The sequence below is a fragment of the Plantimonas leprariae genome, from assembly GCF_008802405.1.
Taxonomy (GTDB): domain Bacteria; phylum Pseudomonadota; class Alphaproteobacteria; order Rhizobiales; family Rhizobiaceae; genus Plantimonas; species Plantimonas leprariae.
The window spans coordinates 23,599-48,504 of sequence record NZ_VZDO01000022.1 but is presented as its reverse complement, the minus strand read 5'-3'; the positions used below and the strand labels follow the sequence as shown (position 1 = coordinate 48,504).

21 protein-coding genes are annotated in these 24,906 nt (G+C 68.5%); 12 read left to right on the top strand and 9 right to left on the bottom strand.

The features are described 5' to 3' along the window. Together F6X38_RS20970 and F6X38_RS20965 are read right to left on the bottom strand one after the other, a co-directional pair. Positions 1–1,797, bottom strand: a complete 1,797-nt coding sequence (locus tag F6X38_RS20970; protein ID WP_150973257.1) for an acyl-CoA dehydrogenase C-terminal domain-containing protein — start codon at positions 1,795–1,797, stop codon at positions 1–3. Between the two features lie 160 nt (positions 1,798–1,957). After that, on the bottom strand, positions 1,958–2,434 hold the full coding sequence (locus F6X38_RS20965) for a MerR family transcriptional regulator (RefSeq protein ID WP_150973255.1): 477 nt from the start codon (positions 2,432–2,434) through the stop codon (positions 1,958–1,960). A gap of 325 nt (positions 2,435–2,759) precedes the next feature. On the opposite strand from F6X38_RS20965, the gene F6X38_RS20960 reads away from it, so the two are divergent. From F6X38_RS20960 to F6X38_RS20945, 4 genes are all read left to right on the top strand, one after another. After that, positions 2,760–6,425 carry a peptidoglycan-binding protein gene (locus F6X38_RS20960; protein ID WP_150973253.1) on the top strand — a complete coding sequence of 1,222 codons (3,666 nt, stop codon included), beginning with the start codon at positions 2,760–2,762 and terminating at the stop codon, positions 6,423–6,425. Positions 6,426–6,525: 100 nt separating this feature from the next. Continuing rightward, on the top strand, positions 6,526–7,455 hold the full coding sequence (locus F6X38_RS20955) for a sulfite exporter TauE/SafE family protein (RefSeq protein WP_150973250.1): 930 nt from the start codon (positions 6,526–6,528) through the stop codon (positions 7,453–7,455). A gap of 2 nt (positions 7,456–7,457) precedes the next feature. Beyond that, positions 7,458–8,273, top strand: coding sequence for a TIGR02186 family protein (locus tag F6X38_RS20950; protein WP_246191468.1), 816 nt, complete (start codon positions 7,458–7,460; stop codon positions 8,271–8,273). Between the two features lie 708 nt (positions 8,274–8,981). Next, positions 8,982–10,871 (top strand): methyl-accepting chemotaxis protein, encoded by a 1,890-nt coding sequence (locus F6X38_RS20945; protein WP_246191467.1) that lies wholly within the window; start codon positions 8,982–8,984, stop codon positions 10,869–10,871. Positions 10,872–11,182: 311 nt separating this feature from the next. Here F6X38_RS20945 and F6X38_RS20940 read toward each other — a convergent pair whose 3' ends face one another. Beyond that, positions 11,183–11,785: a superoxide dismutase gene (locus F6X38_RS20940; protein WP_150973245.1), complete on the bottom strand. Its 603-nt coding sequence runs from the start codon at positions 11,783–11,785 to the stop codon at positions 11,183–11,185. A gap of 253 nt (positions 11,786–12,038) precedes the next feature. On the opposite strand from F6X38_RS20940, the gene F6X38_RS20935 reads away from it, so the two are divergent. Together F6X38_RS20935 and F6X38_RS20930 are read left to right on the top strand one after the other, a co-directional pair. After that, the gene (locus F6X38_RS20935) at positions 12,039–12,806 is read left to right on the top strand and encodes a L,D-transpeptidase (RefSeq protein ID WP_150973243.1); all 768 of its coding nucleotides are present in this window, start codon (positions 12,039–12,041) and stop codon (positions 12,804–12,806) included. Positions 12,807–12,891: 85 nt separating this feature from the next. Then, on the top strand, positions 12,892–14,454 hold the full coding sequence (locus tag F6X38_RS20930; RefSeq protein ID WP_150973241.1) for an FAD-dependent oxidoreductase: 1,563 nt from the start codon (positions 12,892–12,894) through the stop codon (positions 14,452–14,454). Positions 14,455–14,464: 10 nt separating this feature from the next. Here F6X38_RS20930 and F6X38_RS20925 read toward each other — a convergent pair whose 3' ends face one another. After that, positions 14,465–14,731: a TM2 domain-containing protein gene (locus F6X38_RS20925; RefSeq protein WP_150973239.1), complete on the bottom strand. Its 267-nt coding sequence runs from the start codon at positions 14,729–14,731 to the stop codon at positions 14,465–14,467. Positions 14,732–14,778: 47 nt separating this feature from the next. After that, entirely contained in the window at positions 14,779–16,479 is a 1,701-nt protein-coding gene (locus F6X38_RS20920; RefSeq protein WP_150973237.1) for a helicase HerA-like domain-containing protein, read from the bottom strand. Between the two features lie 98 nt (positions 16,480–16,577). Between F6X38_RS20920 and clpS the strand changes: the two genes are divergently transcribed. Then, entirely contained in the window at positions 16,578–16,922 is a 345-nt protein-coding gene (clpS, locus tag F6X38_RS20915) for an ATP-dependent Clp protease adapter ClpS (RefSeq protein WP_425482901.1), read from the top strand. An 11-nt stretch (positions 16,923–16,933) separates the two neighbouring features. Here clpS and F6X38_RS20910 read toward each other — a convergent pair whose 3' ends face one another. Then, entirely contained in the window at positions 16,934–17,380 is a 447-nt protein-coding gene (locus F6X38_RS20910; protein ID WP_150973233.1) for a hypothetical protein, read from the bottom strand. Between the two features lie 197 nt (positions 17,381–17,577). On the opposite strand from F6X38_RS20910, the gene F6X38_RS20905 reads away from it, so the two are divergent. After that, complete coding sequence (locus F6X38_RS20905; protein ID WP_150973231.1) at positions 17,578–18,954, top strand: NAD(P)-dependent oxidoreductase; 1,377 nt, start codon at positions 17,578–17,580, stop codon at positions 18,952–18,954. 40 nt (positions 18,955–18,994) lie between these two features. Here F6X38_RS20905 and F6X38_RS20900 read toward each other — a convergent pair whose 3' ends face one another. Further along, positions 18,995–19,225: a type II toxin-antitoxin system HicA family toxin gene (locus F6X38_RS20900; protein WP_150973229.1), complete on the bottom strand. Its 231-nt coding sequence runs from the start codon at positions 19,223–19,225 to the stop codon at positions 18,995–18,997. A gap of 3 nt (positions 19,226–19,228) precedes the next feature. Beyond that, positions 19,229–19,459, bottom strand: coding sequence for a type II toxin-antitoxin system HicB family antitoxin (locus tag F6X38_RS20895; protein ID WP_150973227.1), 231 nt, complete (start codon positions 19,457–19,459; stop codon positions 19,229–19,231). A 92-nt stretch (positions 19,460–19,551) separates the two neighbouring features. Between F6X38_RS20895 and preA the strand changes: the two genes are divergently transcribed. Next, the gene (gene preA, locus F6X38_RS20890; RefSeq protein ID WP_150973225.1) at positions 19,552–20,901 is read left to right on the top strand and encodes an NAD-dependent dihydropyrimidine dehydrogenase subunit PreA; all 1,350 of its coding nucleotides are present in this window, start codon (positions 19,552–19,554) and stop codon (positions 20,899–20,901) included. Positions 20,902–20,972: 71 nt separating this feature from the next. Further along, entirely contained in the window at positions 20,973–21,539 is a 567-nt protein-coding gene (locus F6X38_RS20885) for an HPP family protein (RefSeq protein ID WP_150973223.1), read from the top strand. Here the strand turns inward: F6X38_RS20885 and F6X38_RS20880 are convergent. Beyond that, positions 21,508–22,158, bottom strand: a complete 651-nt coding sequence (locus tag F6X38_RS20880; protein WP_150973221.1) for a TetR family transcriptional regulator C-terminal domain-containing protein — start codon at positions 22,156–22,158, stop codon at positions 21,508–21,510. The genes F6X38_RS20885 and F6X38_RS20880 overlap by 32 nt on opposite strands. A gap of 134 nt (positions 22,159–22,292) precedes the next feature. Between F6X38_RS20880 and aptA the strand changes: the two genes are divergently transcribed. Together aptA and F6X38_RS20870 are read left to right on the top strand one after the other, a co-directional pair. Then, the gene (gene aptA, locus F6X38_RS20875; protein WP_150973304.1) at positions 22,293–23,627 is read left to right on the top strand and encodes an omega-aminotransferase AptA; all 1,335 of its coding nucleotides are present in this window, start codon (positions 22,293–22,295) and stop codon (positions 23,625–23,627) included. A 5-nt stretch (positions 23,628–23,632) separates the two neighbouring features. Then, complete coding sequence (locus tag F6X38_RS20870; protein ID WP_150973302.1) at positions 23,633–24,883, top strand: Zn-dependent hydrolase; 1,251 nt, start codon at positions 23,633–23,635, stop codon at positions 24,881–24,883. The last annotated feature ends 23 nt before the right edge of the window (positions 24,884–24,906 follow it).

Genomic DNA, 24,906 nt, shown 5'->3' with positions numbered 1-24,906 from the left:
TCAGAACGCCTCCGCCGGCAGCGCCATCAGCGAATCCGCGCCCGCCGATATGCGGGCGAGATGCGCCGCCGTTTCCGGCATCATCCTGTCCATGTAGAAGCGCGCGGTCGCAAGCTTCGCCTCCATGAATGCCGGATCGCCGTCCGCGCCGTCCGCCAGCTTCTCGTGCGCCGCCTTCGCCATCTGCCCCCACATAGCGCCGATCGCGACGAGGCCGAAGAGATGCATGTAGTCGGTGGAGGCCGCGCCGGCGTTGTCGGGCTTGGCGAGCGCGTTGTTCATCAGCCAAAGAGTGGCTTGCTGAAGATCGTTCAAACCCTTCTTCAACGCCTTCGTGCAGAAGGTCAGCGCTTCGTTGGTGCGGTTCTCCTCGCAGAACGCGCCCACATCGGCGAAGAAGGCCTGCACGGCGCGGCCGCCGTTGAGGGCCAGCTTGCGTCCCACGAGATCCAGCGCCTGGATGCCGTTCGCACCCTCGTAGATCTGCGTGATGCGGGCGTCGCGGACGAACTGCTCCATGCCCCACTCGACGATGTAGCCGTGGCCGCCGAAGACCTGCTGCGCCATGACGGCGTTCTCGAAGCCCTTGTCGGTGAGGACGCCCTTCACCACCGGCGTCATCAGGCCCATCCAGTCGTCCGCCGCCTGCCGCTGGAGTTCGTCCTCGGCCACCTGCGAAAGGTCCCCCATCAGCGCCGTCCGCAGCGCCAGCGCCCGGCCGCCTTCGTTCAGCGCGCGGATCGTCATGAGCATCCGGCGGACGTCGGGATGCACGACGATCGGGTCGGCCGGCCGATCCGGCGCCTTCGCGCCCGACAGCGAGCGGCCCTGCAGGCGGTCGCGGGCGTAGGCGGCGGCGTTCTGGTAGGCGATCTCGGACACCGCGAGTCCCTGGACGCCGACGAAAAGCCGCGCCTCATTCATCATCGTGAACATGGCGCGCAGACCCTTGTCGCGCTCGCCGACGAGCCAGCCGGTCGCGCCGTCGTAGTTCATCACGCAGGTGGCGCTGCCGTGGATGCCCATCTTTTCCTCGATCGCGCCGCAGGACAGGCCGTTGCGCGCGCCGACGCGCCCTTCCGCGTCCGGCAGGAACTTCGGCACGACGAAGAGCGAGATGCCCTTCGTGCCGGCCGCCGCGCCGTCGATGCGCGCCAGCACGAGATGGACGATGTTCTCCGCGAGGTCGTGCTCGCCGGCGGAGATGAAGATCTTCTGGCCGGTGATCCGATACGTGCCGTCCTCATGCGGAGCGGCCCTGGTGCGCAGGAGCCCGAGATCGGTGCCGCAATGCGGCTCCGTCAGGTTCATCGTGCCGGTCCAGCGGCCCTCGATCAGCTTCGGCAGGTAGGTCGCCTTCTGCGCGTCGCTCCCGTGCTGGCGGATCGCCGCGATCGCGCCGGCCGTCAGCGACGGATACATCGCGAGCGACATGTTGGCCGAGGACATGAATTCGCTGACCGCAGCCGACAGGAGATGCGGCAGACCCTGGCCGCCGAAGGCCGGATCGCCCGACAGGCTTCCCCAGCCGCCGTCGCGATAGGCCGCGTAGGCCTCGCGGAACCCGTCCGGCGCCCTCACCGAACCGTCCTCCAGCCGCCGGCAGCCCTGCCGGTCGCCGCTTTGGTTCAAGGGGAGCAGGACTTCTTCCGCGAGCCGTCCGGCTTCCTCGAGAATCGCCCGGACGACATCCGGGCTCGCCTCGGCGAAGACCGGCAGGTTCGCATGGCGCCCGATGTCCAGAACGTTGTTCAGGACGAAGAGCGTATCCTCGACCGGTGCGCGATAAACCGGCATGCCCGACCTCCTGCCGCGAACGGATCGCTTTGACGTTTACGTCAATAGCACATCACTTGGCGCTTCGCGCCGGGAACCGCGATCGGGAAAGCCGGCGGACGTTCGGATGGTAAAGGAGGCGTGGCGCTCGTCGTCGCGCGTCGGCGACCGCCCGGACCTGCTAGACGCTGGGAAGATACTTGCGCAGGAAATCGATCGAAAGGTCCATCGCCTCGAGCGACCTGTCCACTTCGCGCCGCTGCCCGAGCAGCACCTCGCGCTGCTGCGCGAAACGCTCCAGCGCCACCTCGACCTGCCGCCGCTTGCCGTTCGGCTGGCTGTAGATGTCGATCATCTGCCGCGCCTCGGTCAGCGAGAAGCCGAGCGCCTTGCCGAGCAGCACGAGGCGAAGGCGCTTGCGGTCGCGCCGGGAATACAACCTTGTCGTGCCCCGCCTCTGCGGGCTCAGGAGGCCGCGATCCTCGTAGAAACGCAGGGTGCGGAGCGTGACGCCGAATTCCTTCGCGAGATCGCCGATGCGGTAAACGTCCTTGCCGTCGCCGTCGACCGTCTCGATACCGAGCAGATATTCGACCGCAGGTTGCGAGCCACCCTCGTTCTCGGCTTCTTCGAGGTAAGCCACCTTTGCATTGGGCATTTTCTATTTCTCGTTGTCATTCCAAAGCTTAGACGAGTTATGGTCTCGTCCGAACCACCGCAAGGGTATGGCAGAAATTGCGAAGCCGAAAGAACGCGGATTTCGCGAGTCCAGCTTCGGTCAATTCAACCTTTCTATACCATGAACGAACGGTCGTGGGTTTAAATCGGGTTAACCCATCGGCCTGAGGCGAGCGAATGTTCGACCTCCGGAAATCGTCGGCGAAGGGCTCGGTCCCGCCGGCGAAAAGCGGTGAGAGGGTGGGGAGATGGCTGTGTCGGAAGCGCATGCGCGCACTCGGTTCGATGAACAGGACGAGTCGCCGTTGGCTTCGCTGAGCCGCACGCTGGAATCCCTGGAGGCGCGCCTCGCGCGTCTGCCGACCCGTACCGAGCGGAGCACCGCGGCCCCACGCGACGTTCGCCGCGCGCCGGAGCCCGCCAAGCAGCGCGCGGGAGCGCTGGCGGACGCCGTTTCCGAGATCGCGATGCGCCGCCGCATCCTCGATGCCGCGCCGATCGAGCCCGCTCCCTCAGCGCCGGCCGCCGTCGTGTCCGAGCGGCTGGAGCGACGCATCGAGACCATCGCCTCGCAGGCCGAGACGCTGAGCGGCGACGACGCGAGCCTGCGGCTGATGACCGAGGTCGCCTCCGAACTCCAGCGCCTGCGCGGCGAGATGCGCGACGGCGCGAAGCAGGCCTCGTTCGAAGCCCGCTTCGACGAGCTGCGCGCCGCCTTCGAGCAGCTCCGCCAGATGATCGGCGACCGCGCCGGGGCGGAAGCGATCGGCGAGGAACTGCGGCAGATCTCGGCCTCGCTCGCCCGGCTGACCGAAGCCGGCGCCGACCGGGCCATGCTGAACTCCATGCGCTCCGAGCTCGAGGAACTGCGGCACCTCTTCGAGGAAACGGCGCGCGAGACGACGGTGCGCGCGGTGGACGAGCGCTGGCAGAGCTTCGAGGATCGTTACGCGGCTCGGTCGGAAGACGACCAGACGGCGAAGGCGGAACTGAAGCGCGAGCTGGAGCGCCTGCGCGAATCGCTTCGCTCGCTCGCCCGCGAGGAGCAGGTTCAGGCGGTCGAGGATCGCTGGAGCGCGTTCGAGCAGCGTTACCGCGAGCCGCCGAGCCGCGAGGCCATTTCCGGCGTCCTGCGCGAAGAGCTCGACGGCATGCGCGCCAAGCTGGAGTCGGCGGTCGCCGATCCGTCGCGCATGCAGGCGATGGAAGCGCGCTGGGACGAACTCGAGAAGCGGCTCGAACTGCAGCGGAACGACGAGGGCGTCCGCCTCCTCGCGGAGCGGATGAGCGAGATCGAGGAGCGGCTGTCCCGCCTGCCGGGCAGCGTCGACGTCTCGTCGTTGGAGCAGCGCATCCATGCGCTGGCCGAGAACATGGACGGCCTCGCCCGGCGCAGCGAACAGGCCGACATGGAGAATTTCCTGTCGCTGGAGGAGCGGCTTGACGAGATTTCCCGCGCCATCGTCGCGGTCGCCGCCCCGCCTGCCATGGACATGGCGCCGATCGAGCGGATCGAGGCCCGGATCGCGGCGCTGAGCGGCCGCGTCGACCAGATGGGCAACGACGGCAAGGTCGAGCGGCTGTCGAAGCGCATCGCGGACCTGTCGGCGCGGGTCGAGGAACTGGCGGCCGAGGCCATCGGTCCGGCGGTGATGCAGCGGATCGACCAGTTGACCGAGCGCTTCGAGACCGCGTTTGCCGAGTTCGAGCCGCCGCAGATCGACACGAGCGCCATCGAGAAGCGCATCGACCTCATCGCGGAGCGCTTCGAGCTCGCGGTCGCCGACCTCCACGCGACGAAGATCGATCCGGACGCCTTCGAGCAGCGCCTGTCGGCGCTGGCGGCGAAGCTCGAAAGCCTCTCGTCCGAGCCGCGGATCGACGTTCAGGCGGTGCGCTCGCTCGAAGAGCAGATCGAGCGGCTGTCGGAGCGCGTCGTCCATTCCGGCTCGCTGCACGACGATTTCGAGACGGAGATCACCAGCCGGCTCGGCGCGATCGAGCAGCGGCTCGACAGCCACCGCGATGCGCTGATCCAGGCCGCGCGCGAAGTGGCCGAAGAGACCGCGCGCCGGATGCAGATCGTCGGCGACGAGCGCCAGGCCGAGCATGTCGCGCAACTCTCGGAGAGCCTCCAGACGCTGGAAGGCCTCGCGCGCTCGAACGACAGCCGTTCGGGCCAGGTGTTCCAGGCGGTCCACGACACGCTCCTGAAGATCGTCGATCGCCTCGAACAGATCGAGGTCGAGATCGCGGCGGGCGACCGCGGACATGTCGTCGCCTCGTCCTTCGGCCTCCATGCCGACCGGAGCTTCGAAGCCGCGACATCGCCGGCTTTCGCGATGCCGGCCGCCGAGCCGCCCGCAGCCCGCATACGCGAGCAGGTGGCGTCGCCCGCGCTCGACGCGGCCGACGTGATCGACCGCGAGGAGATCAACCGGCCGCTGGAGCCGGGCTCCGGCATGCCCGACATCGGCGCGTTGCTGGAGCGCGTCCGCGCCGCGCAGCGCAGCCGGACCGAGGACATCGCCGAGCCGGGCAGCGAGGCGGAAACCCGCGCCGCCGCGCGCAGCGCCGCCCGCGCCGCCAGCCTCGAAGCGGAGAAGCTGACCGCCGGCGCGCCCCCGGTCGGCGAGAAGGGCCTGCGCGGTCTCCTGTCCCGCCGGCGCAAGGCGATCCTGACCGGCGTCGTCGCGGTGATCGTCGCGCTGTCGGCGCTGCCGATCGGCAAGTCGTTCATCGGCGGCGAGGAGCGGACGCCGGCGACCGTCGCCGCGCTGGCTCCGCCGCCCGCGGCGAGCGAGCCGGCACCGGTGACCGCCGAAGTACCGACCCCGGCCCCGCAGCAGGCGGCGGCGCCGGTCGAGGCTCCCGCCGCGCCTGCGATAGAGGCCGGCAAGTCGTCCGACGTCGCCTCCGCCCTGTCAGCCGCAACGCCGCTGCCGGCAACCACCGACCGGTCGCAGCCGGAGACGCCGGCCGCCCCCGCGGACGTCGCCGAGACCGCCGCGCCCGACGATCAGGCGGACGCTTCGGGCCCGGCGGTCGACGCGATCGCCGCCTTGAAGCCCAAGTTGCCGGCTTCCGCGACCGTCATGCCGCCGGTGCCGGACGGCATCGGCCCGGCGGCGCTGAAGGCGGCGGCGCTGGCCGGCGATCCGAAGGCGGCGTTCGAGATCGGCCTTCGCCTGATGGAGGGCCGTCCCGGCCAGCCGGAGCCGGAAAAGGCGCTCGACTGGTTCGCGCAGGCGGCGGTGAAGGGCTTCGCGCCGGCGCAGTATTCGATCGGCACGCTCTACGAGAAGGGCAACGGCATCGCCCGCGACACGCAGGCCGCCCGAGACTGGTACACGCTGGCTGCGACGAGCGGCAACGTGCGCGCCATGCACAACCTCGCCGTCCTCTACGCCACCGGCATCGACGGGCGCTCGCAGCCGGAAGCGGCAGCGCGATGGTTCACGCAGGCTGCCGAGCACGGCATGCGCGACAGCCAGTACAACCTCGGCATCCTCTACGCCCGCGGTTCCGGCGTGCCGCAGGACCTCGGGCAGTCCTACAAGTGGTTCGCGATCGTCGCGGATGCCGGCGACAGCGACGCCGCCACGAAGCGCGACGAGATCGCGAAATCGATGAAGCCCGACCAGCTCCAGGCGGCGCAGGAGACGGTGCGGTCCTTCCAGCCGGCGCCGCGCATCGAGCTCGCCAACACGGTGGACACGCCGGCCGAATGGCAGGACGCCAACGAGCGGACGACCTCGTCGATCGACATGACGAAGGCGGTGCGCAACATCCAGGCCATCCTCGGCAAGCTCGGCTACGACGCCGGCGTGCCGGACGGCCGGGTGGGCGACAAGACCAAGGTCGCGATCGAGGCCTTCCAGCGCGACAACGGCCTGAAGGCGACCGGCGAGATCGACGGACCGCTGATCCGTGCGCTACTCCGCAAGAAGGACGCGAAGGCGGGAGTCTGACGGGAGGGGCGTCGGAAGACGCCCGGTCTTCCGTCGTAAAGGGGCGGTCCGCAGCGGCCGCCCTTCGCCTATGGTGGGGACAGTCGTCCGGACGGTTCGCGTGAGTCTTTACCTTCCCATCGCCGAGATACCCGTCAACGTCCTGGTGATCGTCTGCATGGGCGCGGCGGTCGGCTTCCTGTCGGGGATGTTCGGCGTCGGCGGCGGCTTCCTGATCACGCCGCTGCTGATCTTCTACAACATCCCGCCCGCCGTCGCCGTCGCGACCGGCGGCAATCAGGTGATCGCCTCGTCCTTCGCGGGCGCGCTGTTCCATTACCGGCGCGGCACGCTCGACGTGAAGCTCGGCACGGTGCTCCTGGCGGGCGGGGCGCTCGGCTCCGTCGCCGGCGTCTTCGTCTTCACGCTGCTGCGACGGCTCGGCCAGCTCGATCTGGCGGTATCGCTCCTCTACGTGGCCTTCCTCGGCTCGATCGGTGGGCTGATGCTGACCGAGAGCGTCCGGGCGATGCGCCGCTCCGGCAACGGCCAGCCGGCCGATCCGCGCAAGCCCGGCCACCACAACTGGATCCACCGGCTGCCGCTGAAGATGCGCTTCCAGCGCTCCAAGCTCTACGTCTCGGTGATCCCGGTGCTGGTGCTCGGCTTCCTGATCGGCGTGCTCGCGGCGGTGATGGGCGTCGGCGGCGGCTTCATCATGGTGCCGGCGATGATCTATCTCCTGCGCGTGCCGACCAACGTCGTGGTCGGCACGTCGCTGTTCCAGATCATCTTCACCGCGGCGGTGACGACGGTGCTGCAGGCTGCGACGAACACCACGGTGGACGTCGTGCTCGCCTTCCTTTTGATGACCGGCGGGGTGATCGGCGCGCAGTTCGGGGCGCGGGCCGGGCAGCGGCTGCGCGGCGAGCAGCTCCGCGCGCTCCTGGCGCTGCTCGTCCTGTCGGTCTGCGTGCGCCTCGCCGTCGAGCTCGTCGTCTATCCGGGTGACATCTATTCGATCAACCTGCCGAGCGGCGAAACGGGCTGACGGTGGCACGGCGCTCCGTTCTCCTCGCCGTCTGGTTCGTCGCGTTGCTGCTGGCGCTGACCGGCGCCGGTTTCGCCCAGAGCCAGGCGGAGGGGACGACCGGCCTGCCGGAGGCTTTCGAGATCGGACTTTCCACCGAGGAGATCGTGATCTCGTCCGACTTCTCCGGCGCGCGGCTTGTCGTGTTCGGGGCGCTCGACAACGCCGACGCGAAGGTGCTGCGGCAGGGCGGCTACGACATCGTCGTGGCGTTGGAGGGACCGGTGGTGCCGATCGTGGTGCGCGAGAAGGAGCGTACCGTCGGCCTGTGGATCAACCAGGGCTCGGAGCGGTTCGACACGGTGCCCGCCTCCTATTCGCTCGCCGCGACGCGCCGGCTGACCGACATCACCTCGCCTCAGGTCCTGTCGCAGCTTTCGATCGGCATCGACCACCTGCAGATGAGCCGGCGGGCGGCCGGCCGGACCTCTGCGCCGAACCGCGACCGGTACGCGACGGCGGTCCGCCGCATCCGCTCCGAGCGCGGCCTGTTCCGCGAGAGCTTCGGCACGGTGGAGTTCGTCAGCGCAACGCTGTTCCGCGCCGAACTCCGGCTGCCGGCCGACCTGCCGGTCGGCAAGCACGTCGCGCGGGCCTTCCTGTTCCGCAAGGGCGTGTTCCTCAGGGAGCGCACCGACACGCTCTGGGTGGTGAAGTCCGGCTTCGAAAGCACGGTGTCCGACCTCGCGCACCGCTACGGCCCGTGGTACGGCAGCTTCGCCGTGGCGCTGGCCATCGTGACGGGGTGGCTCGGGCGGCTGATCTTCCGCCGGGATTAAGCGGACGCGGTTTCGCGTTCCCGCGCCGTGGTGGCCGGGGTTTGCGGGTGGTGGATGCCGCCTGGAAGCGGCGGGCGCCGAAGGCAGAACCTTCCGACGTATGCTACTCGTCAAAGCGGCCTGCCTTTGGCGCCCGCGCGGGTGTCTCGCAACGCTTGCCACCGGCTGCCTCGCCGGCGTCCCCATGACCTTCAGCGAGGTGGCTCACCTCGCCTCAAGGGCGTGATCCGAACATTGTCCTCGGCTACACAGCCGTTCGGGTTCCTCGGCCTGCTCCCGGACCCCATTGCTGAAGACCGGCCACGGTTCACGCTGCCCGGACCCGCCGTCGCTCCGGAAGCAACAGCCGATCCGGACCCGCCCGCCACCCCACCGAACGATCCCGGTGATCATTCGCGCTCCCTCGACGGGGCGACGGTGAGCGAAGGTTACGCGAGACGGCGAGAACGGGGATAAGTTTTCGCCACCGAATAGGATTGGGTCGCTAGCGTCGGGGGCGCTGCCCGCATTCGGTAAGCGTCTGTCTTCGCGCGACTGACGCATCACGCTGGGCTCGCGTTCCGTGGGCGACGACCAACAGCCAGCGCGCACTTTATCTGTTCAGAAAGCATTTCAAGATACCGATAAATATGAAATTTCGGGTCGTGAAGGCGCATCATAATGATGAATAGAATCAAAATCGGAACCAAGATCGCAGGCATTGCCGCCGTGATAAGCCTGATCGGCGTCGCGGCGTCGCTCTATGCCGCGAGCGTGATCCGCTCGGCCGACGACGACTATTCCGCAATGATCACCAATCTCGATCAAGCGACGCTTTATCTCGCCCGGGCGAACCGCACCATGAACGCGATGGGCTACTCCGTGTACCGCGCCATCGCCTACGACGGCCCGCAAGCCGAGCAGGCCGCCAAGGACGCGAAGGATGCCGTCGTCAAGGGGCGCCAGTATCTGGACCAGGTCGCGACGCGCCTGGACGAGCGCAAGGAGCAGGTCGATGCCATTCGAGCCGGCTTCGATCAGGTGACGGCTCTGGTCGCCAAGGCCGCGGATGCGGGAGTGGCGAACGCCAACGACCAGGTCACCGCCATCATGGCGACCGCCGATCCGCTGATCGCCGATACATCCGCCAAAATGACCGCGCTCAACGACGAGACGATCGCCCGGGTCAATCAGCGGTCGGAAGAACTGAGCGCAGCGTCCCACACCAACGCCTATCTGCTCGTCGGCGGAACCCTGTTCAGCGGCGTGCTGGGCCTGATCGGCGCGCTCGTGATCGCCGCTAAAGGGATCACCGGTCCGCTGAACCTGCTCGGGCAGCGGATGAAGGAGCTCGCCTCCGGTCAGCTCGACGTTCCTGTCGAGGGTACCGACCGCGGCGACGAGGTGGGTGTGATGGCGAAAGCCGTGCAGGTATTCAAGGACGCGGCGAACCAGAACAAGCGGCTGGAGGCGGAGGCGGCGGAAGCGCAGCAGGCGCAGGCGCTGAGCCGCGACCGGCAGGCGGCGATCGACACGGCGAAGGCCGAGGACTTGCGGGTGTTCGTGCATGCCGTCGAGGCCGGCTTCGACCGGTTGGCCGCGGGCGACCTGACGGCGCGGATGACGGGATCGGTGGCGCCGGAGTTCGAACCGATCCGCACGAAGTTCAACGACGCGGTCGGCTCGCTGGAGGACGCTATCGGCTCGGTGGTCGCGGCGGTCGGCTCCATGCGAGTTGGATTGAACCAGATCACCGTGGCGGCGGGCGACCTGTCGCAGCGCACCGAGCAGCAGGCGGCGTCGCTGGAGGAAACGGTGGCGGCGCTCAGCGAGGTGACGCGCGGCATCAACGACACGGCCGGGACCGCCATCCAGGCGCAGGCGACGGCGCAGTCGACGCAGAAGACGGCCGAGAAGGGCGGTGCGATCGTCGGGCAGGCGGTGGCGGCGATGACCGCGATCGAGCGCTCCTCGGCCGAGATCGGCAAGATCATCGGGGTGATCGACGAGATCGCCTTCCAGACCAACCTTCTCGCCCTCAATGCCGGCGTCGAGGCGGCGCGAGCCGGCGAGGCGGGGCGTGGGTTCGCGGTGGTGGCGCAGGAGGTGCGGGGTCTGGCGCAGCGCTCGGCGGAAGCGGCGAAGGAGATCAAGGACCTGATCCATGTCTCGTCGCAGCAGGTCGGGCAGGGCGTCGAACTGGTGACGGCGTCCGGTCAGAGCCTGGACGAGATCGTCGCGGGCGTCGGCAGCCTCGCCGGCGTCGTCTCCAGCATCGCCCATTCGGCGAAGGAGCAGGCGGTGAGCTTGAAGGAAGTCTCCACCGCGGCGGACCAGATGGACAAGGTCACGCAGCAGAACGCGGCGATGGTGGAGGAGACGACGGCGGCGGCGCAGAGCCTCGCCAGCGAAACCGAGGAACTGGCCGGACTGACCGGGCGCTTCAAGACCAAGAACGGTGGTGCTTCCGCACCCCTCGCGGTTGCGGCGCGCCGTCCGGCCGCTGCTCCCCGCCCCGCTCCGGCACCTGTCGCGCACCGGCCGGTCGCGCAGATGAAGCACACCGGCACCGGTGGGGTTGCCCCGCAGGCGCAGAAGGATGATTGGGAAGAATTCTGAAGCATTGGCCGCCTGGCCGCCGTCGATCCCTCCGGCGGTCGGAACCTCGCCGGGGCCGGCTATCTCGACAATCCATGAAATGAAGGGGCGCTGCCGAGATCCGGCAGCGCCCCTTTTCGTTACGGGCGCGAAGTCGAGGGAAATTCGCGGGCGGAAGGGAGGGGTACCCGAAGGGGAGCCCGGTGCGACGCGGTGCTCCTGCGGCTTCAGCGCGTTCGGTTCCTGCCCGTGCGCGTACCATGACCACGACGCAGTGCCCCGGCCGGGCGGCCGGGGCCTTTACGGCTAAGCCTTACGGAGCGGAAGAGGCGTCAGCCGCCGGCCTTGTCGTACATTTCGAGGACGTGGTCCCAGTTGATCAGGCTGTCGACGAAGGCTTCGAGGTACTTCGGGCGGGCGTTGCGGTAGTCGATGTAGTAGGAGTGCTCCCAGACGTCGACGCCGAGGATCGGCGACGCGCCGTGGACCACCGGATTCTCGCCGTTCGGCGTCTTCATGATCTGCAGCTTGCCGTCCTTCAGCGCGACCCAGGCCCAGCCCGAACCGAACTGCGTTACGCCGGCCTGCACGAAATCGGTCTTGAACTTGTCGTAGCCGCCGAGATCGGAATCGAAGGCCGTCTGCAGCTTGCCCGGGAGCGACTTGCCGCCGCCACCCTTCTTCATCCACTGCCAGAAGTGGATGTGATTGTAGTGCTGGCCGGCATTGTTGAAGAGCGGCTGGTTCTTGCCGTAGGCCTCCTTCATCACGTCCTCGACGGACTTGTCGCCGAGGCCCGCTTCCGCCGCCAGCTTGTTGCCCGTCTCGACATAGGCGTTGTGGTGCTTGTCGTGGTGGAACTCCAGCGTCTCCTTCGACATGAACGGCTGCAGCGCTTCGTAGTCGTAGGGCAGGGGCGGCAGGGTGAATGCCATCGTCTCGTCTCCTTCTCGGGTGGGCGGCCCTCGATACGTCATGCGAGGCCGCTTGAAACCGGCCAGCAAGATAGAGCAAGCCGGGCGCGCGTCGACCGGCCGCATGTCCGCGGCCGCGGGAGGCCGGGAGCGAACACGCTTGCGTCATCCTTCCACCACGATGGAACCTTGCGGCTTCGTGCAAGGTTTCGGCGTCAAAGAACAAGTGTATCGCTGCGGGAAGCCTCGCGGCCTGCGTAAAGGACGGCTGGAGATGTCCGATCAAGCTTCGCGAGTCCCGTCGCGTCGCGCGTTCCTGACCACGTTCGGGCTCGGCGCGGTAGCGCTGGCCAGCGGCTGCGCCAGCAATCCGCGCGCGCGCATCGCCGATACCGCCGTCGGACCCGCCTACTATGCGCCGGGCTTCGGCGGCGGCGATGGCTATCTCGCTGGCGGCGCTGGCGTTTCCGGCGCGCCGTCCGAATATGCATCGATGTACGGGCCGATCGAGGACGGCGGCTTCCTGATTCCGCCCGTCGACCTCAGCCGCGTCAACCCGCGCTTTTACCGCCAGATGGTGCAGGATCCGACGGGCGAGGCGCCCGGCACGATCACCATCGATACGGCGTCGCGCTTCGCCTACCTGTCGCACGGCGACGGCTCGGCCATGCGCTACGGCGTCGGCATCGGCCGCGAGGGCTTCGCCTGGGCCGGCGATGCGAAGGTGCAGTGGAAGCAGAAGTGGCCGAAGTGGACGCCGCCCGACGAGATGATCGTGCGCCAGCCGGAACTCTCCATCTACAGCGCCGACAACGGCGGCAAGCCGGGCGGGCTCGACAACCCGCTCGGCGCGCGGGCGCTCTACCTGTTCCAGAACGGGCAGGACACGTTCTATCGCCTGCACGGGACCCCGCAGTACTGGACGATCGGCACCGCCGCCTCGTCCGGCTGCATCCGGTTCATGAACCAGGACATCATCGACCTCTACGACCGCGCCCCGGTGGGCTCGAAGGTGGTGGTGCGGCAGGCCGGCATCGTCTGAACCGCCTGCGTCGCGGCCCGGCCGGAGGAACGCGCGCCGCGGAGCCGGCGTTGCCCTTCGCCTGAAGGCGGAGGAGCGACCGGCGATGAAGCACGATGTCTGCGCGCTGGCCGAACTCGACGACGGCCGGCTGGTGGAGGCGGAAGCCGGAGGCGTGAAGCTGCTCCTGTCGCGCGACGGCGACGCGGTGAACGCAGTCGGCGCGTCGTGCCCGCACAAGGGCGCGGCGCTGAAGGACGGCGTGCGCGTCGGCAACCGGGTGATCTGCCCGTGGCACCACGCGATGTTCGACCTCGCTTCCGGCGACCATCTGGAGCCGCCGGGCCACAAATGCCTGGCGCGGTTCGCGGCGAGCGCCGAGAACGGGCGCGTCACGGTCGAAGTGCCGGAGGGCGTTGGCGAGCATCGGCCGGAGGTCGAGCCGGATGCGCGGCGGCGCGGCGGGGACGCGGTCTTCCTGATCGTCGGAGCGGGCGCTGCCGGCTTCGCCTGCGCCGAGGAACTGGCGAAAGGCGGCTTCGACGGGCGGATCGTGCTGATCTCGCCGGAGGCCGAGCCACCCTACGACCGCACCGACCTGTCGAAGACCTATCTCAACGGCAAATGGCCGGACGATAAGCTGCCGATGGCGTCGCCGGGCGAACTCGAAGCGCTCGGCATCGAGACGGTCGTCGGCGTGGTGGAGCGGGTCGATGCGGATCGGCGGGAAGTGCGCTTTGCGGATGGGCGGACGATGGGCTTCGCGAAGTGCTTCGTCGCACCCGGCAGCGACGCCGCGCGGCTGAAGCTTCCGAACGCCGACCTGCCGAACGTCCTGACCCTGCGCTCGCACGCCGACGGCCGGCGCGTGAAGGCGGCGGTCGACGCGGCGAACCATGTCGTGGTGATCGGGGCGGGCTTCATCGGTCTGGAGGCGGCGAGCCAACTCGCTGGCATGGGCAAGCGCGTTTCGGTGGTCGCGAAGGACAGGCTGCCCTTCGCCAGGCAATTTGGCGAGGCGGTGGCCGGCCAGATCGCCCGGCGGCACGCGGACGAGGGCGTCGCCCTCCACTGCCGGGCGGAGGTCGAGAGCCTGAAGGCGGAGGGCGGCCGCGTCGTCGCGGTGAAGCTGAAGTCGGGTCAGGAGATCGAGACCGATCTCGTGCTGGTCTCGATCGGGGCCGCGCCGCGCACCGAGCTGGTCGATCCGGACGCGGGCAAGGGGCTCGAGGTCGACGCGCTGCTCGCCTTCCGGCCGGACGTCCATCTCGGCGGCGACATCGCGGCGGTGCCGGTGCCGGGGCAGCCGAAACCGCTCCGGATCGAGCACTGGCGGGTTGCCGAGCAGCACGGCCGGCAGGCGGCGCGCGCGATGCTGGGACAGGCTGAGCCGTTCCGCAGCGTGCCGTTCTTCTGGAGCGGCCAGTACGATCGCATCAGCTATGTCGGCCACGCGACGAGCACGGACGAGGTGCATATCGCCGGCGACCTCGACGGCGGTTCCTACACCGCCTTCTACGTCGAACGCGGGCGGGTGACGGCGGCGCTCGGGCGCGGCGAGGACGACCGGACGCCGGCGCTCCACGCCGTCATGCTCGCCGACCCGACGCCGGCCCGCGAGCGGCTGGAGAGCGTCGGTTGGGATCCGGCGAGGCTGATCGACCGATAGGGAAGAATGCTCAGGCGGAGCGCAGATGCCGCTCCGCATAGAGCGCGTCGAGCCGGCGCTCGTTGTTCTCGGCGCGCACCATGCCGCGCAGGAGGAACAGATCGATCACCTGGCCGACGCCGAGCAGGCCGAAGGTGACGAGCCAGAGCAGGCCAGTCCACGGGCGGCCGAGATAGAAGCGGTGCAGGCCGCAGACGCCGCCGAAGCAGACCAGCCAGAGGACGAACGCGGCAAGGCCGGACTTCTGCGAGGAAAGGGGAAAGGACGTGCTGCTCATGACAGGCATATGACAATGCCTGCCCGGAAATTCGAGAGGCAGGAGAATTATCTTCCGCGCTTCATGCCGCCGAGGATGCCGCGCAGGACCGCGGACGTGATGGTCGACGCCGCGGTGCGGCCGACCTGCTTCAGGATCGTCTCCGTCATCGTCTGGCGCTGATAGCCGCCGCTGCCGGACGAGCGCCGGGCCGCCGCGCGGCGGGACGGACGTCGCTCCTCGTCGTCGTCGTAATCCCGCGCGTCGTCGCGGCCGCCGCCGCCGAGGCCGAAATCGGGGAGCTGGAAGCCGGTGCGGGTGCGCCGAACCTCGCCGCCGCCCCACGGGCCGCCGTCGGCTTCCTCACCGGAAGCGCGGGCTCGGGCGCGTTCGGCGCGGCGGGCGGTCTCGTCGGTGCGGGCACGGGCTTCCGCCTCGCGCGCCGCGCTTTCCGCCTTCGCGTCCGCTTCGGCGCGGCCGGTGAGGATCTCGTAGGCCGATTCCGGATCGATCGGGTTGTCGTACTGGCCGGCAAGGGGGCTGGCTGCGATCACCGCCTCGCGTTCGGCCGGCGTGATCGCGCCGACCTGGCCCGCCGGCGGGCGGATGAGGGTGCGCTCGACCATCGAGGGCACGCCGCCCTTTTCCAGCATCGAGACGAGCGCCTCGCCGACACCGAGCTCGGTGATCGCGGTGAAGCAGTCGAAGGCGGGGTTCGGCCGGAAGGTCTCGGCGGCGGTGCGCACCGCCTTCTGTTCGCGCGGCGTATAGGCGCGCAGCGCATGCTGCACGCGGTTGCCGAGCTGGGCGAGAACGGATTCCGGCAGGTCCAGCGGGTTCTGCGTAACGAAATAGACGCCGACGCCCTTGGAACGGATCAGCTTCACCACCTGCTCGACGCGGTCGACGAGGATCTTCGGCGCGCCGTCGAACAGGAGGTGCGCCTCGTCGAAGAAGAAGACGAGCTTCGGCTTGTCGAGGTCGCCGACCTCCGGAAGCTCCTCGAACAGCTCGGACAGGAGCCAGAGGAGGAAGGTGGCGTAAAGGCGCGGGTTCATCATCAGCCGGTCGGCGGCGAGCACGTTCACCGTGCCGCGCCCGTCGCGGTCGGTGGAGAGGAGATCGGTGATCTTCAGCGCCGGCTCGCCGAAGAAATTCGCCGCGCCCTGCTGTTCGAGCACCAGGAGTGCGCGCTGGATCGAGCCGACCGTCTGCTTGGCGACGTTGCCGTAGTGCTTCGAAATCTCGTCGGCGTTCTCGGCGACGTGCGCCAGCATCGCCTGCAGGTCCTTCAGGTCGAGCAGCAGGAGGCCGTCCTCGTCGGCCATCTTGAAGGCGATGTTGAGCACCCCCTCCTGCGCCTCGGTGAGGTTCATCAGGCGCGACAGGAGGAGGGGGCCCATCTCGGCGACGGTCGCGCGGACCGGATGGCCCTTCTCGCCGAAGATGTCCCAGAACACCGTCGGATAACTGTCGTTGTAGTAGGGCTCGAGGCCGATCTCCGCCGCCAGCTTGACGAGGAAGTCCTTCGGCTCGCCGCGCTTCGAGATGCCGGAAAGGTCGCCCTTGATGTCGGCGCAGAAGACCGGCACGCCGGCCTCCGACAGGCCTTCGGCGAGGACCTGCAGCGTCACCGTCTTGCCGGTGCCGGTCGCGCCGGTCACGAGGCCGTGGCGGTTGGCAAGTTTCAGGTCGAGATATTCGCCTAGCGCCGGTTTGCCGTCCGGCTGCATGCTTGAGCCTATGTAGACCCTGCCTTCCTCGAGCACTGCCGGAACTCCCGCTTCGCGTTTCGAACCGTTATAAGCGGCGCGCGTTGGGTGGCAATCGAGCCGATCCGACCGGAACGACAGACCTCGCGAGAGAAATCGCGCGGGGCCGAAGCGCAGCATGCAGGGGGCGCCCCATGAGCGACATCGATTTCGAGACGCGAACGAAAACGGTGCCGAAGGTGGAGCGGCCGAAGCTCCATAAGGTGATCCTCGTCAACGACGACTACACGCCGCGCGAGTTCGTGACCTCGGTCCTCAAGGCCGAGTTCCGGATGACGGAAGATCAGGCGCATCGCGTGATGATCACGGCTCACCAGAAGGGCTCCTGCGTCGTCGCGGTGTTCACCAGGGACGTGGCGGAAACGAAGGCGACCCGCGCCACCGACGCGGGCCGCCGCAAGGGTTATCCGTTGCTGTTCACGACGGAGCCCGAGGAGTAGGCGCGCAGCGCCTACTTGCAGGTGCCGCCAGACTGCGTGCCGTTCGGACAGTCGGTGTTCTGGTTCACCGTTTCGCCGCTGTCGTCCTGGCTGGTACTGTTGACGCGGCCCTGCCGTGCCGCGCCCTGGCCGTTCGCGTCCGAGCTGCCGTTGGGGCTCGCGATGCCGGCGTTCGAGGCGCCGGCCGAGGACGAGCCGCCGGGGCTGATGGTTCCCGAATCGTTGATGCCGCCGCCGCTCGCTCCCGCGCCGGACGAGCCGGAATTGCCGCCCATCCCGCCGGACGATCCGCCGCCCATCGAGCCGGAGCCGGACGAGCCCGAACCGGCGCTGCCGCCGCTCGAACTGCCGCCGCCCGCGCCGCCGGACCCGCCGCCGCCGCCGCTCTGCGCATAAGCGCCTGCCGCCGAGCCTGCCGCCAGCATGGCGGCGAGCGCCAAGGTGCTGAGAATTCTCATGTCGATACCTCCGTAACCCGGATCGTCGCCGGTATCCGGCACGCCCGTTGCAGGGAGAAGAAGGTCGGCCGCGATCCGTTCCGGGCGGAAAGTTTGACCGCCTGATCAAAAATTTGACGGACCCGGAAAATTCGGATCATTCTAAACTGCGACTGCGAACGGGATGATCCGCTGGCGGCCGGTTGCGAGGTTCGACCATGAGCGAGACCATCCCGTTCACTCCCGACATCGCGGCCGGGCGGCTCGGTTCCGACGCGCTGTCCCGCAACTTCGACGACCTGCATCCGCCGCTGGAGCGGCACGAGGCGCTGGTGGAAAGCGACCGCTGCTACTTCTGCCACGACGCGCCCTGCATGGATGCGTGCCCGACCTCGATCGACGTGCCGCTGTTCATCCGCCAGATCGGGGCCGGCAACCCGACCGGCGCGGCGAAGACGATCCTCGCCGCCAACATCTTCGGCGGCATGTGCGCGCGGGTCTGCCCGACCGAGACGCTCTGCGAGGAGGCCTGCGTGCGCGAGGCGGCGGAAGGCAAGCCGGTGAAGATCGGCATGCTGCAGCGCTACGCCACCGACCATCTGCTGGAGGGCGGCGCGCACCCGTTCATCCGCGCGCCGGAGACGGGCCGGCGCGTCGCCGTCGTCGGGGCGGGGCCGGCCGGCCTGTCCTGCGCCCATCGGCTCGCCATGCTCGGCCATTCGGTGACGGTGTTCGACGCGAAGCCGAAGGCCGGCGGCCTCAACGAGTACGGCATCGCCGCCTATAAGGCGACGCGCAACTTCGCGCAGGGCGAAGTGGACTTCATCCTCGGCATCGGCGGGATCGAGCTGCGGCAGGGTCAGGCGCTCGGGCGCGACTTGCATCTCGGCGATCTGGCGCGCGACTACGACGCGGTGTTCCTCGGCCTCGGGCTCGCGGGCGTCAACGCGCTCGGGGGCGAGGGCGAGGGGCACGGCGGCAACCACGATGCCGTCGCTTGGATCGCGGAACTCAGGCAGACCGCGGAACTCGGCTCGCTGCCGGTCGGCCGGCGCGTCGTCGTGATCGGCGGCGGCATGACGGCGGTGGACGCCGCGGTGCAGGCGAAAGGGCTCGGCGCGGAGGAGGTGACGATCGCCTATCGGCGCGGGCAGGAGGCGATGAACGCCTCGCGCTATGAACAGGAGCTGGCGCAGAAGAAGGGCGTCGCCATCCGCTGCAACCTCCAGCCGAAGCGCATCCTCGCGAGCGGCGGCCACGTGACCGGCATCGAGCTGGAGCGGACGCGGATCGAGGACGGCCGGCTCGTCGGCACCGGCGAGACGGTCACGATCGAGGCGGATCAGGTGTTCAAGGCGATCGGCCAGAGCTTCGCGCCGGACGGCGTCTCGGCGGAGGCCGCGGCGCTGGAACTGGAGCGCGGCCGCATCCGGGTCGACGCGAGGCGCCGCACCTCGATGGCCGGCGTCTGGGCGGGCGGCGACTGCATCTCGGACGGCGACGACCTGACGGTGGTGGCCGTCGAGGACGGCAAGGTCGCGGCGAAGGACATTCACGCGGTGCTGACGGGCGCGACCCGGCTGGCGGCGGAGTAGGGGCATGCGGCGGGCACAGGCGAAACCGCCCTTCGACGGTTCAAAGCAGGCCGATGAACTCGTCGACGGAAAGCCCGGCCTGTTTGATGATGGACGAAAGCGTCGCACGCTTCAGGTCGGCATTGCGGTGGACGGGGACGGTGACGGAGCGGGATGGCGGACCGGTGTGTCGCATGATGTGATGGCTGCCCACGATGCGGACGAGTTCGAACCCGGCACGTTCCAGTGCCCGACGCGCCTGTCTTCCCGTGCAGTTCGGGAGTGCGGGCACGCCCTAGGCGGCGATCGTCAGGTGTTCGATCTCCGTCGGAACGTCTTCCGGAATGTCCCTGCCTTCCTCCGCGTAGATCGCGAGGATGCCCTCGATGGCCTCGCGTGCATGGGACAGGGCTTCTTCCCGCGTGTCGCCCTCGGTGACCACTTCCGGCAGGGCCGGCACCAGAACGGTGAAACCGCCTTCCGGCTGAGGGTGAAGGTTGATCGTGAACCGATGCGTAGTCGCCATGCCTCGAACTCCCGGCTCGCGCTCCACGCCAATCATAGCATCGATCCAGGCCGAAGCCGACATCCGGTTTCCTGCGACAAGGGGATGAATTGATGGCCGATCTTTCCGTCGATTTCCTCGGCATCCGTTCGCCGAACCCGTTCTGGCTGGCTTCGGCGCCGCCGACCGACAAGGAATACAACGTCAACCGCGCCTTCGAGGCCGGCTGGGGCGGGGTGGTGTGGAAGACGTTGGGGTCGGCCGGACCGGCCGTCGTCAACGTCAACGGGCCGCGCTACGGCGCGATCCACGGGCCGGACCGGCGGCTGCTCGGCCTGAACAATATCGAGCTGATCACCGACCGCGACCTCGACACCAATCTCGAAGAGATGGCGCGGGTAAAGCGCAACTGGCCGGACCGGGCGCTGATCGCCTCGCTGATGGTGCCCTGCGACGAGGAAAGCTGGCAGGCGATCCTGTCGCGGGTCGACCGGACTGTCTGCGACGGGATGGAGCTGAACTTCGGCTGTCCGCACGGCATGTCGGAGCGCGGCATGGGCTCGGCGGTGGGGCAGGTTCCCGAATACATCGAAATGGTGGCGCGCTGGTGCAAGCAGCACTCCGACCTGCCCGTCATCGTGAAGCTGACGCCGAACATCACCGACATCCGCTACCCGGCGCGGGCGGCGAGGAAGGGCGGCGCGGACGCGGTGTCGCTGATCAACACGATCTCATCCATCGTCTCGATCGACCTCGACCATTTCGCGCCGACGCCGACCATCGACGGCAAGGGCTCGCATGGCGGCTATTGCGGCCCGGCGGTGAAGCCGATCGCGCTCAACATGGTCGCCGAGATCGCCCGCGACCGCGAGACCTACGGCGTGCCGATCTCCGGCATCGGCGGCATCACCAACTGGCGCGACGCGGCGGAGTTCATCTCGCTCGGCTGCGGCACGGTGCAGGTCTGCACGGCGGCGATGACCTATGGGTTCAAGGTGGTGCAGGAGATGGCGACCGGCCTGTCCGAATGGATGGACGGGAAGGGCTACGCGACCATCGAGGACTTCCGGGGCAAGGCGACGCGCAACGTCACCGACTGGCAGTACCTCAATCTCTCCTACGTCACCAAGGCGCGGATCGACCAGGACCTCTGCATCAAGTGCGGCCGCTGCTACATCGCCTGCGAGGACACCTCGCACCAGGCGATCACCTCGATGCTGGACGGCCGGCGGCACTTCGAGGTGATCGACGAGGAATGCGTCGGTTGCAACCTCTGCGTCAACGTCTGCCCCGTGGAGGACTGCATCACGATGGAGCGGATCGAAGGCTTCGATCCGCGCACGGGAGCGCCGATCCCGGCGGAATACACGAACTGGACGGCGCATCCGAACAATCCGATGCGGAAGGAAGCGATGCAGTTCGCGCCGGAACCGATGGTGCTGGAGAACGAGCCGGCGGAATAGGGAACGCCTTTGCTTGCGGACGACGTGTGCGCGGCCAATAAGCGGACTTTCCTTACCGGAATCGGTCGATCATGCTGCGCCACGCCCGAGACTTCATCGCCCGGCACGAGCCGGAGACGCTTCATCTCGCCGTCAGCCTGAAAGCCGGTGTCGGCGGTCTCGTCGGGATCGGCATCGCCGGCGGGATCGCGAGCGCGACGGGGATGCCGTTCCTCTTGGCGCCGTTCGGGGCGACGGCGGTGCTCTTGTTCGCGCAACCGCAGAGCCCGCTGGCGCAGCCGGCGAACGTCGTCGGCGGCTACTTCGTCGCCGTCCTGATCTCGCTCGTCCTGATGACGTTCTTTCCGGCGGGCTGGGTGACGGCGGCGGTCGGCGTCGGCATCGCGATTGCCGTCATGGCGGAACTGCGCCTGACGCACCCGCCGGCGGGCGCAATCCCGATCGTCGCGATCACCGGCGCGATGGCGCCGCAGGTCCTCATCGAAACGGTGATGCTCGGCGCGCTGCTGCTCGTCGCAGTCGCGGTGCTCCACCATCGCATTCCGCCGCGGCACACCTATCCGAAGCCGGCATCGCAGCCGCGGACGGTTCCCGGAGAGAAGGGCGCTATCCGCGCGGCCTCACGCCGTCGAGTATGATCGTCAGCACGGCCTTCGCCGCCTCGTCGCGGAAGCCGACATCGTCGACCTCCGACGAGCCGAGCAAGGCGCGGATCTGCGCGTCGAAGTCGGCGTAGTGCTGGGTCGTCGCCCAGATCGCGAAGACGAGATGCACGGGATCGACGGGCGCGAGCCGGCCGGCCGCGATCCAGCCTCGGATCACCGCCGCTTTGCTGTCGACGAGCGCCCGCAGCCGGGTTTGCAGGAACGGGCCGATCACCGGCGCGCCGGTCAGCACCTCGCCCATGAAAAGGCGCGACGCTTCCGGCCGCTCGGCCGACATGGCAAGCTTCGCGGAGATGTAGCGGCGGAGTTCTTCCACCGGTTCGCCGGTGGGGTCGAGCGCTTCGAGCGGCGCCAGCCACGCGTCCAACGTCGTCTCCAAGACGGCCTCGTAGATGTCCTGCTTGCGGCGGAAATAGTAGAGGACGTTCGGCTTCGACATGCCGGCCTCAGCCGCGATCCGGTCGATCGTCGCGCCGCGAAAGCCGTGCGCGGCGAAGACGGCGAGCGCCGCGTCGAGGATCAGCGCGCGGTTGCGGCCTTGAATGCGCGTCGAGGCGAAGGGCGGAATGCCGCCGCCGACTTTCGCGTCCATACCCCTTGCCCTTCAGTCCGCTTGACCGGTTTCCGGCACCCTTCTAGCCTCAGATTTGACCGGCCAGTCAAGAAATCGGTGCAGGCCGCCGATCTCGGCGCGGGTTCCCTTCGGAGGCAGCCTTGATGAACGACATGACGCCACTCCAAACGGGTCACGCCCAGACGAACAATCTCGACGCCTTCTGGATGCCGTTCACCGCGAACCGGCAGTTCAAGCAGGCGCCGCGGATGTTCGTCGGCGCGAAGGACATGCACTACACCACCAGCGACGGCCGGCAGGTGCTGGACGGCACCGCGGGCCTCTGGTGCGTGAACGCCGGTCATTGCCGACCGAAGATCACCGAGGCGATCCAGCGGCAGGCGGCCGAACTCGACTACGCGCCGGCCTTCCAGATGGGGCACCCGAAGGCGTTCGAACTGGCCTCGAAGCTGGTCTCGATCGCGCCGACCGGGCTCGACCACGTCTTCTATACCAATTCCGGCTCGGAATCGGTCGACACCGCGCTGAAGATCGCGCTCGCCTACCAGCGGGCGATCGGGCAGGGGGCAAGGCAGCGGCTGATCGGGCGCGAGCGCGGCTACCACGGCGTCAACTTCGGCGGCATCTCGGTGGGCGGCATCGTCAACAACCGCAAGTTCTTCGGCGGCCTGCTCGGCGGCGTCGACCACATGCGGCACACGCACGACCCGGAGCGCAACCCCTATCCAAAGGGCGAGACCGAGCACGGCGCCGAGCTCGCCGACGATCTCCTGCGCATCGCGACGCTGCACGACCCGTCGACCATCGCGGCGGTGATCGTCGAGCCCGTCGCCGGCTCGACCGGCGTTCTGCCGCCGCCGAAGGGCTATCTCAAGCGGCTGCGCGAGATCTGCGACCAGCACGGCATTCTGCTCATCTTCGACGAGGTGATCACCGGCTACGGGCGGCTCGGCCAGCCGTTCGCGGCGGATTATTTCGAGGTGACGCCGGACATCATCGTGACCGCGAAAGGGCTGACCAACGGCGTGATCCCGATGGGCGCGGTCTTCGTGAGGAACGAGATCCACGACGCCTTCATGGGCGGGCCCGAGCATATGATCGAGTTCTTCCGAGGCTACACCTATTCCGGCAACCCGATCGCCGCTGCCGCGGCGCTGGCGACGCTGGAGACCTACAAGGAGGAGGGGCTGTTCGAGCGCGCGAAGGCGCTGGAGCCGGTCTGGGCCGACGCGATCCATTCGCTGCGCGGCACGCGGCACGTGATCGACATCCGCACCATCGGCCTCATCGGCGCGATCGAGCTCGAACCGATCGCTGGACAGCCGACGAAGCGTGCCTTCGCGGCCTTCGTCGAGGCCTACGAGAAGGGCCTCCTGATCCGCACCACCGGCGACATCATCGCGCTGTCGCCGCCGCTGATCATCGAGGAACGGCAGATCGGCGAGATCGTCGAAACGCTTCGTCCCATCCTCGAAGCGCTGAATTGAGCGGCATGGCGGCGCTCGGCTCGAACCTACAGATCGACGGCGACCGGCTTTGGGATTCGCTGATGGAGATGGCGAAGATCGGCCCCGGCATCTCCGGCGGCAACAACCGCCAGACGCTGACGGACGCGGATGGCGAGGGGCGGCACCTCTTCAAGCGCTGGTGCGAGGCGGCGGGACTCACGATGGGCCTCGACACGATGGGCAACATGTTCGCCCGCCGCGAGGGGACCGATCCGTCGCTGCCGCCGGTCTATGTCGGCTCGCATCTCGATACGCAGCCGACCGGCGGCAAGTACGACGGCGTGCTCGGCGTCCTCGCCGGGCTGGAAGTGATCCGGACGCTGAACGACCTCGACATCCGGACGCGGCACCCGATCGTGGTGGTAAACTGGACCAACGAGGAGGGGACGCGCTTCGCCCCTGCGATGCTGGCATCCGGGGTTTTCGCCGGCATCCACGAGGATGGCTGGGCGAAGGACCGGATGGACGCCTCCGGCAAGCGCTTCGGCGACGAGCTGAGGCGGATCGGCTGGGAGGGCGACGAGCCTGTCGGCGGGCGGCCGATCAAGGCGCTGTTCGAGTACCATATCGAGCAGGGGCCGATCCTCGAGGACGAGGGCATCGACATCGGCGTCGTCACGCAGGGCCAAGGGCTCTGGTGGCTAGAGGTGACGCTGACCGGCCGGGAATCGCATACCGGCTCGACGCCGATGCCGAAGCGCCGCAACGCCGGACTCGGGATGGCGCGGGTGACGGAACTCGTCCACGAGGTGGCGATGGACTACCAGCCGAACGCCGTCGGCGCGATCGGCCACGTCGAGGTTTATCCGAACTCGCGCAACATCATTCCGGGGCGGGTGGTCTTCACGATCGACATCCGCTCGCCGGACAAGGAAACGCTCGACGTGATGCGCGGGCGGATCGAGAAGGGGATCGCGACGATCTGCGAAGCGCTCGACATCGGGTTCGAGATCGAGGCGGTCGGGCATTTCGACCCGGTGACGTTCGACGAGGGATGCGTTGCGGCGATCCGCGCGGCGGCGGAACGGCTCGGTCTGTCGCACCGGAACATCGTGTCGGGCGCCGGACACGACGCCTGTTGGATCAACCGCGTCGCGCCAACCGCGATGATCATGTGCCCTTGCGTCGACGGCCTGTCGCACAACGAGGCCGAAGAGATCACGAAGGACTGGGCGAAGAAGGGTGCGGACGTGTTGTTCCACGCCGTCGTGGAAACGGCGGTGATCGTGGCTTAGGTTAGCTATGAGGAGGGAAAGCC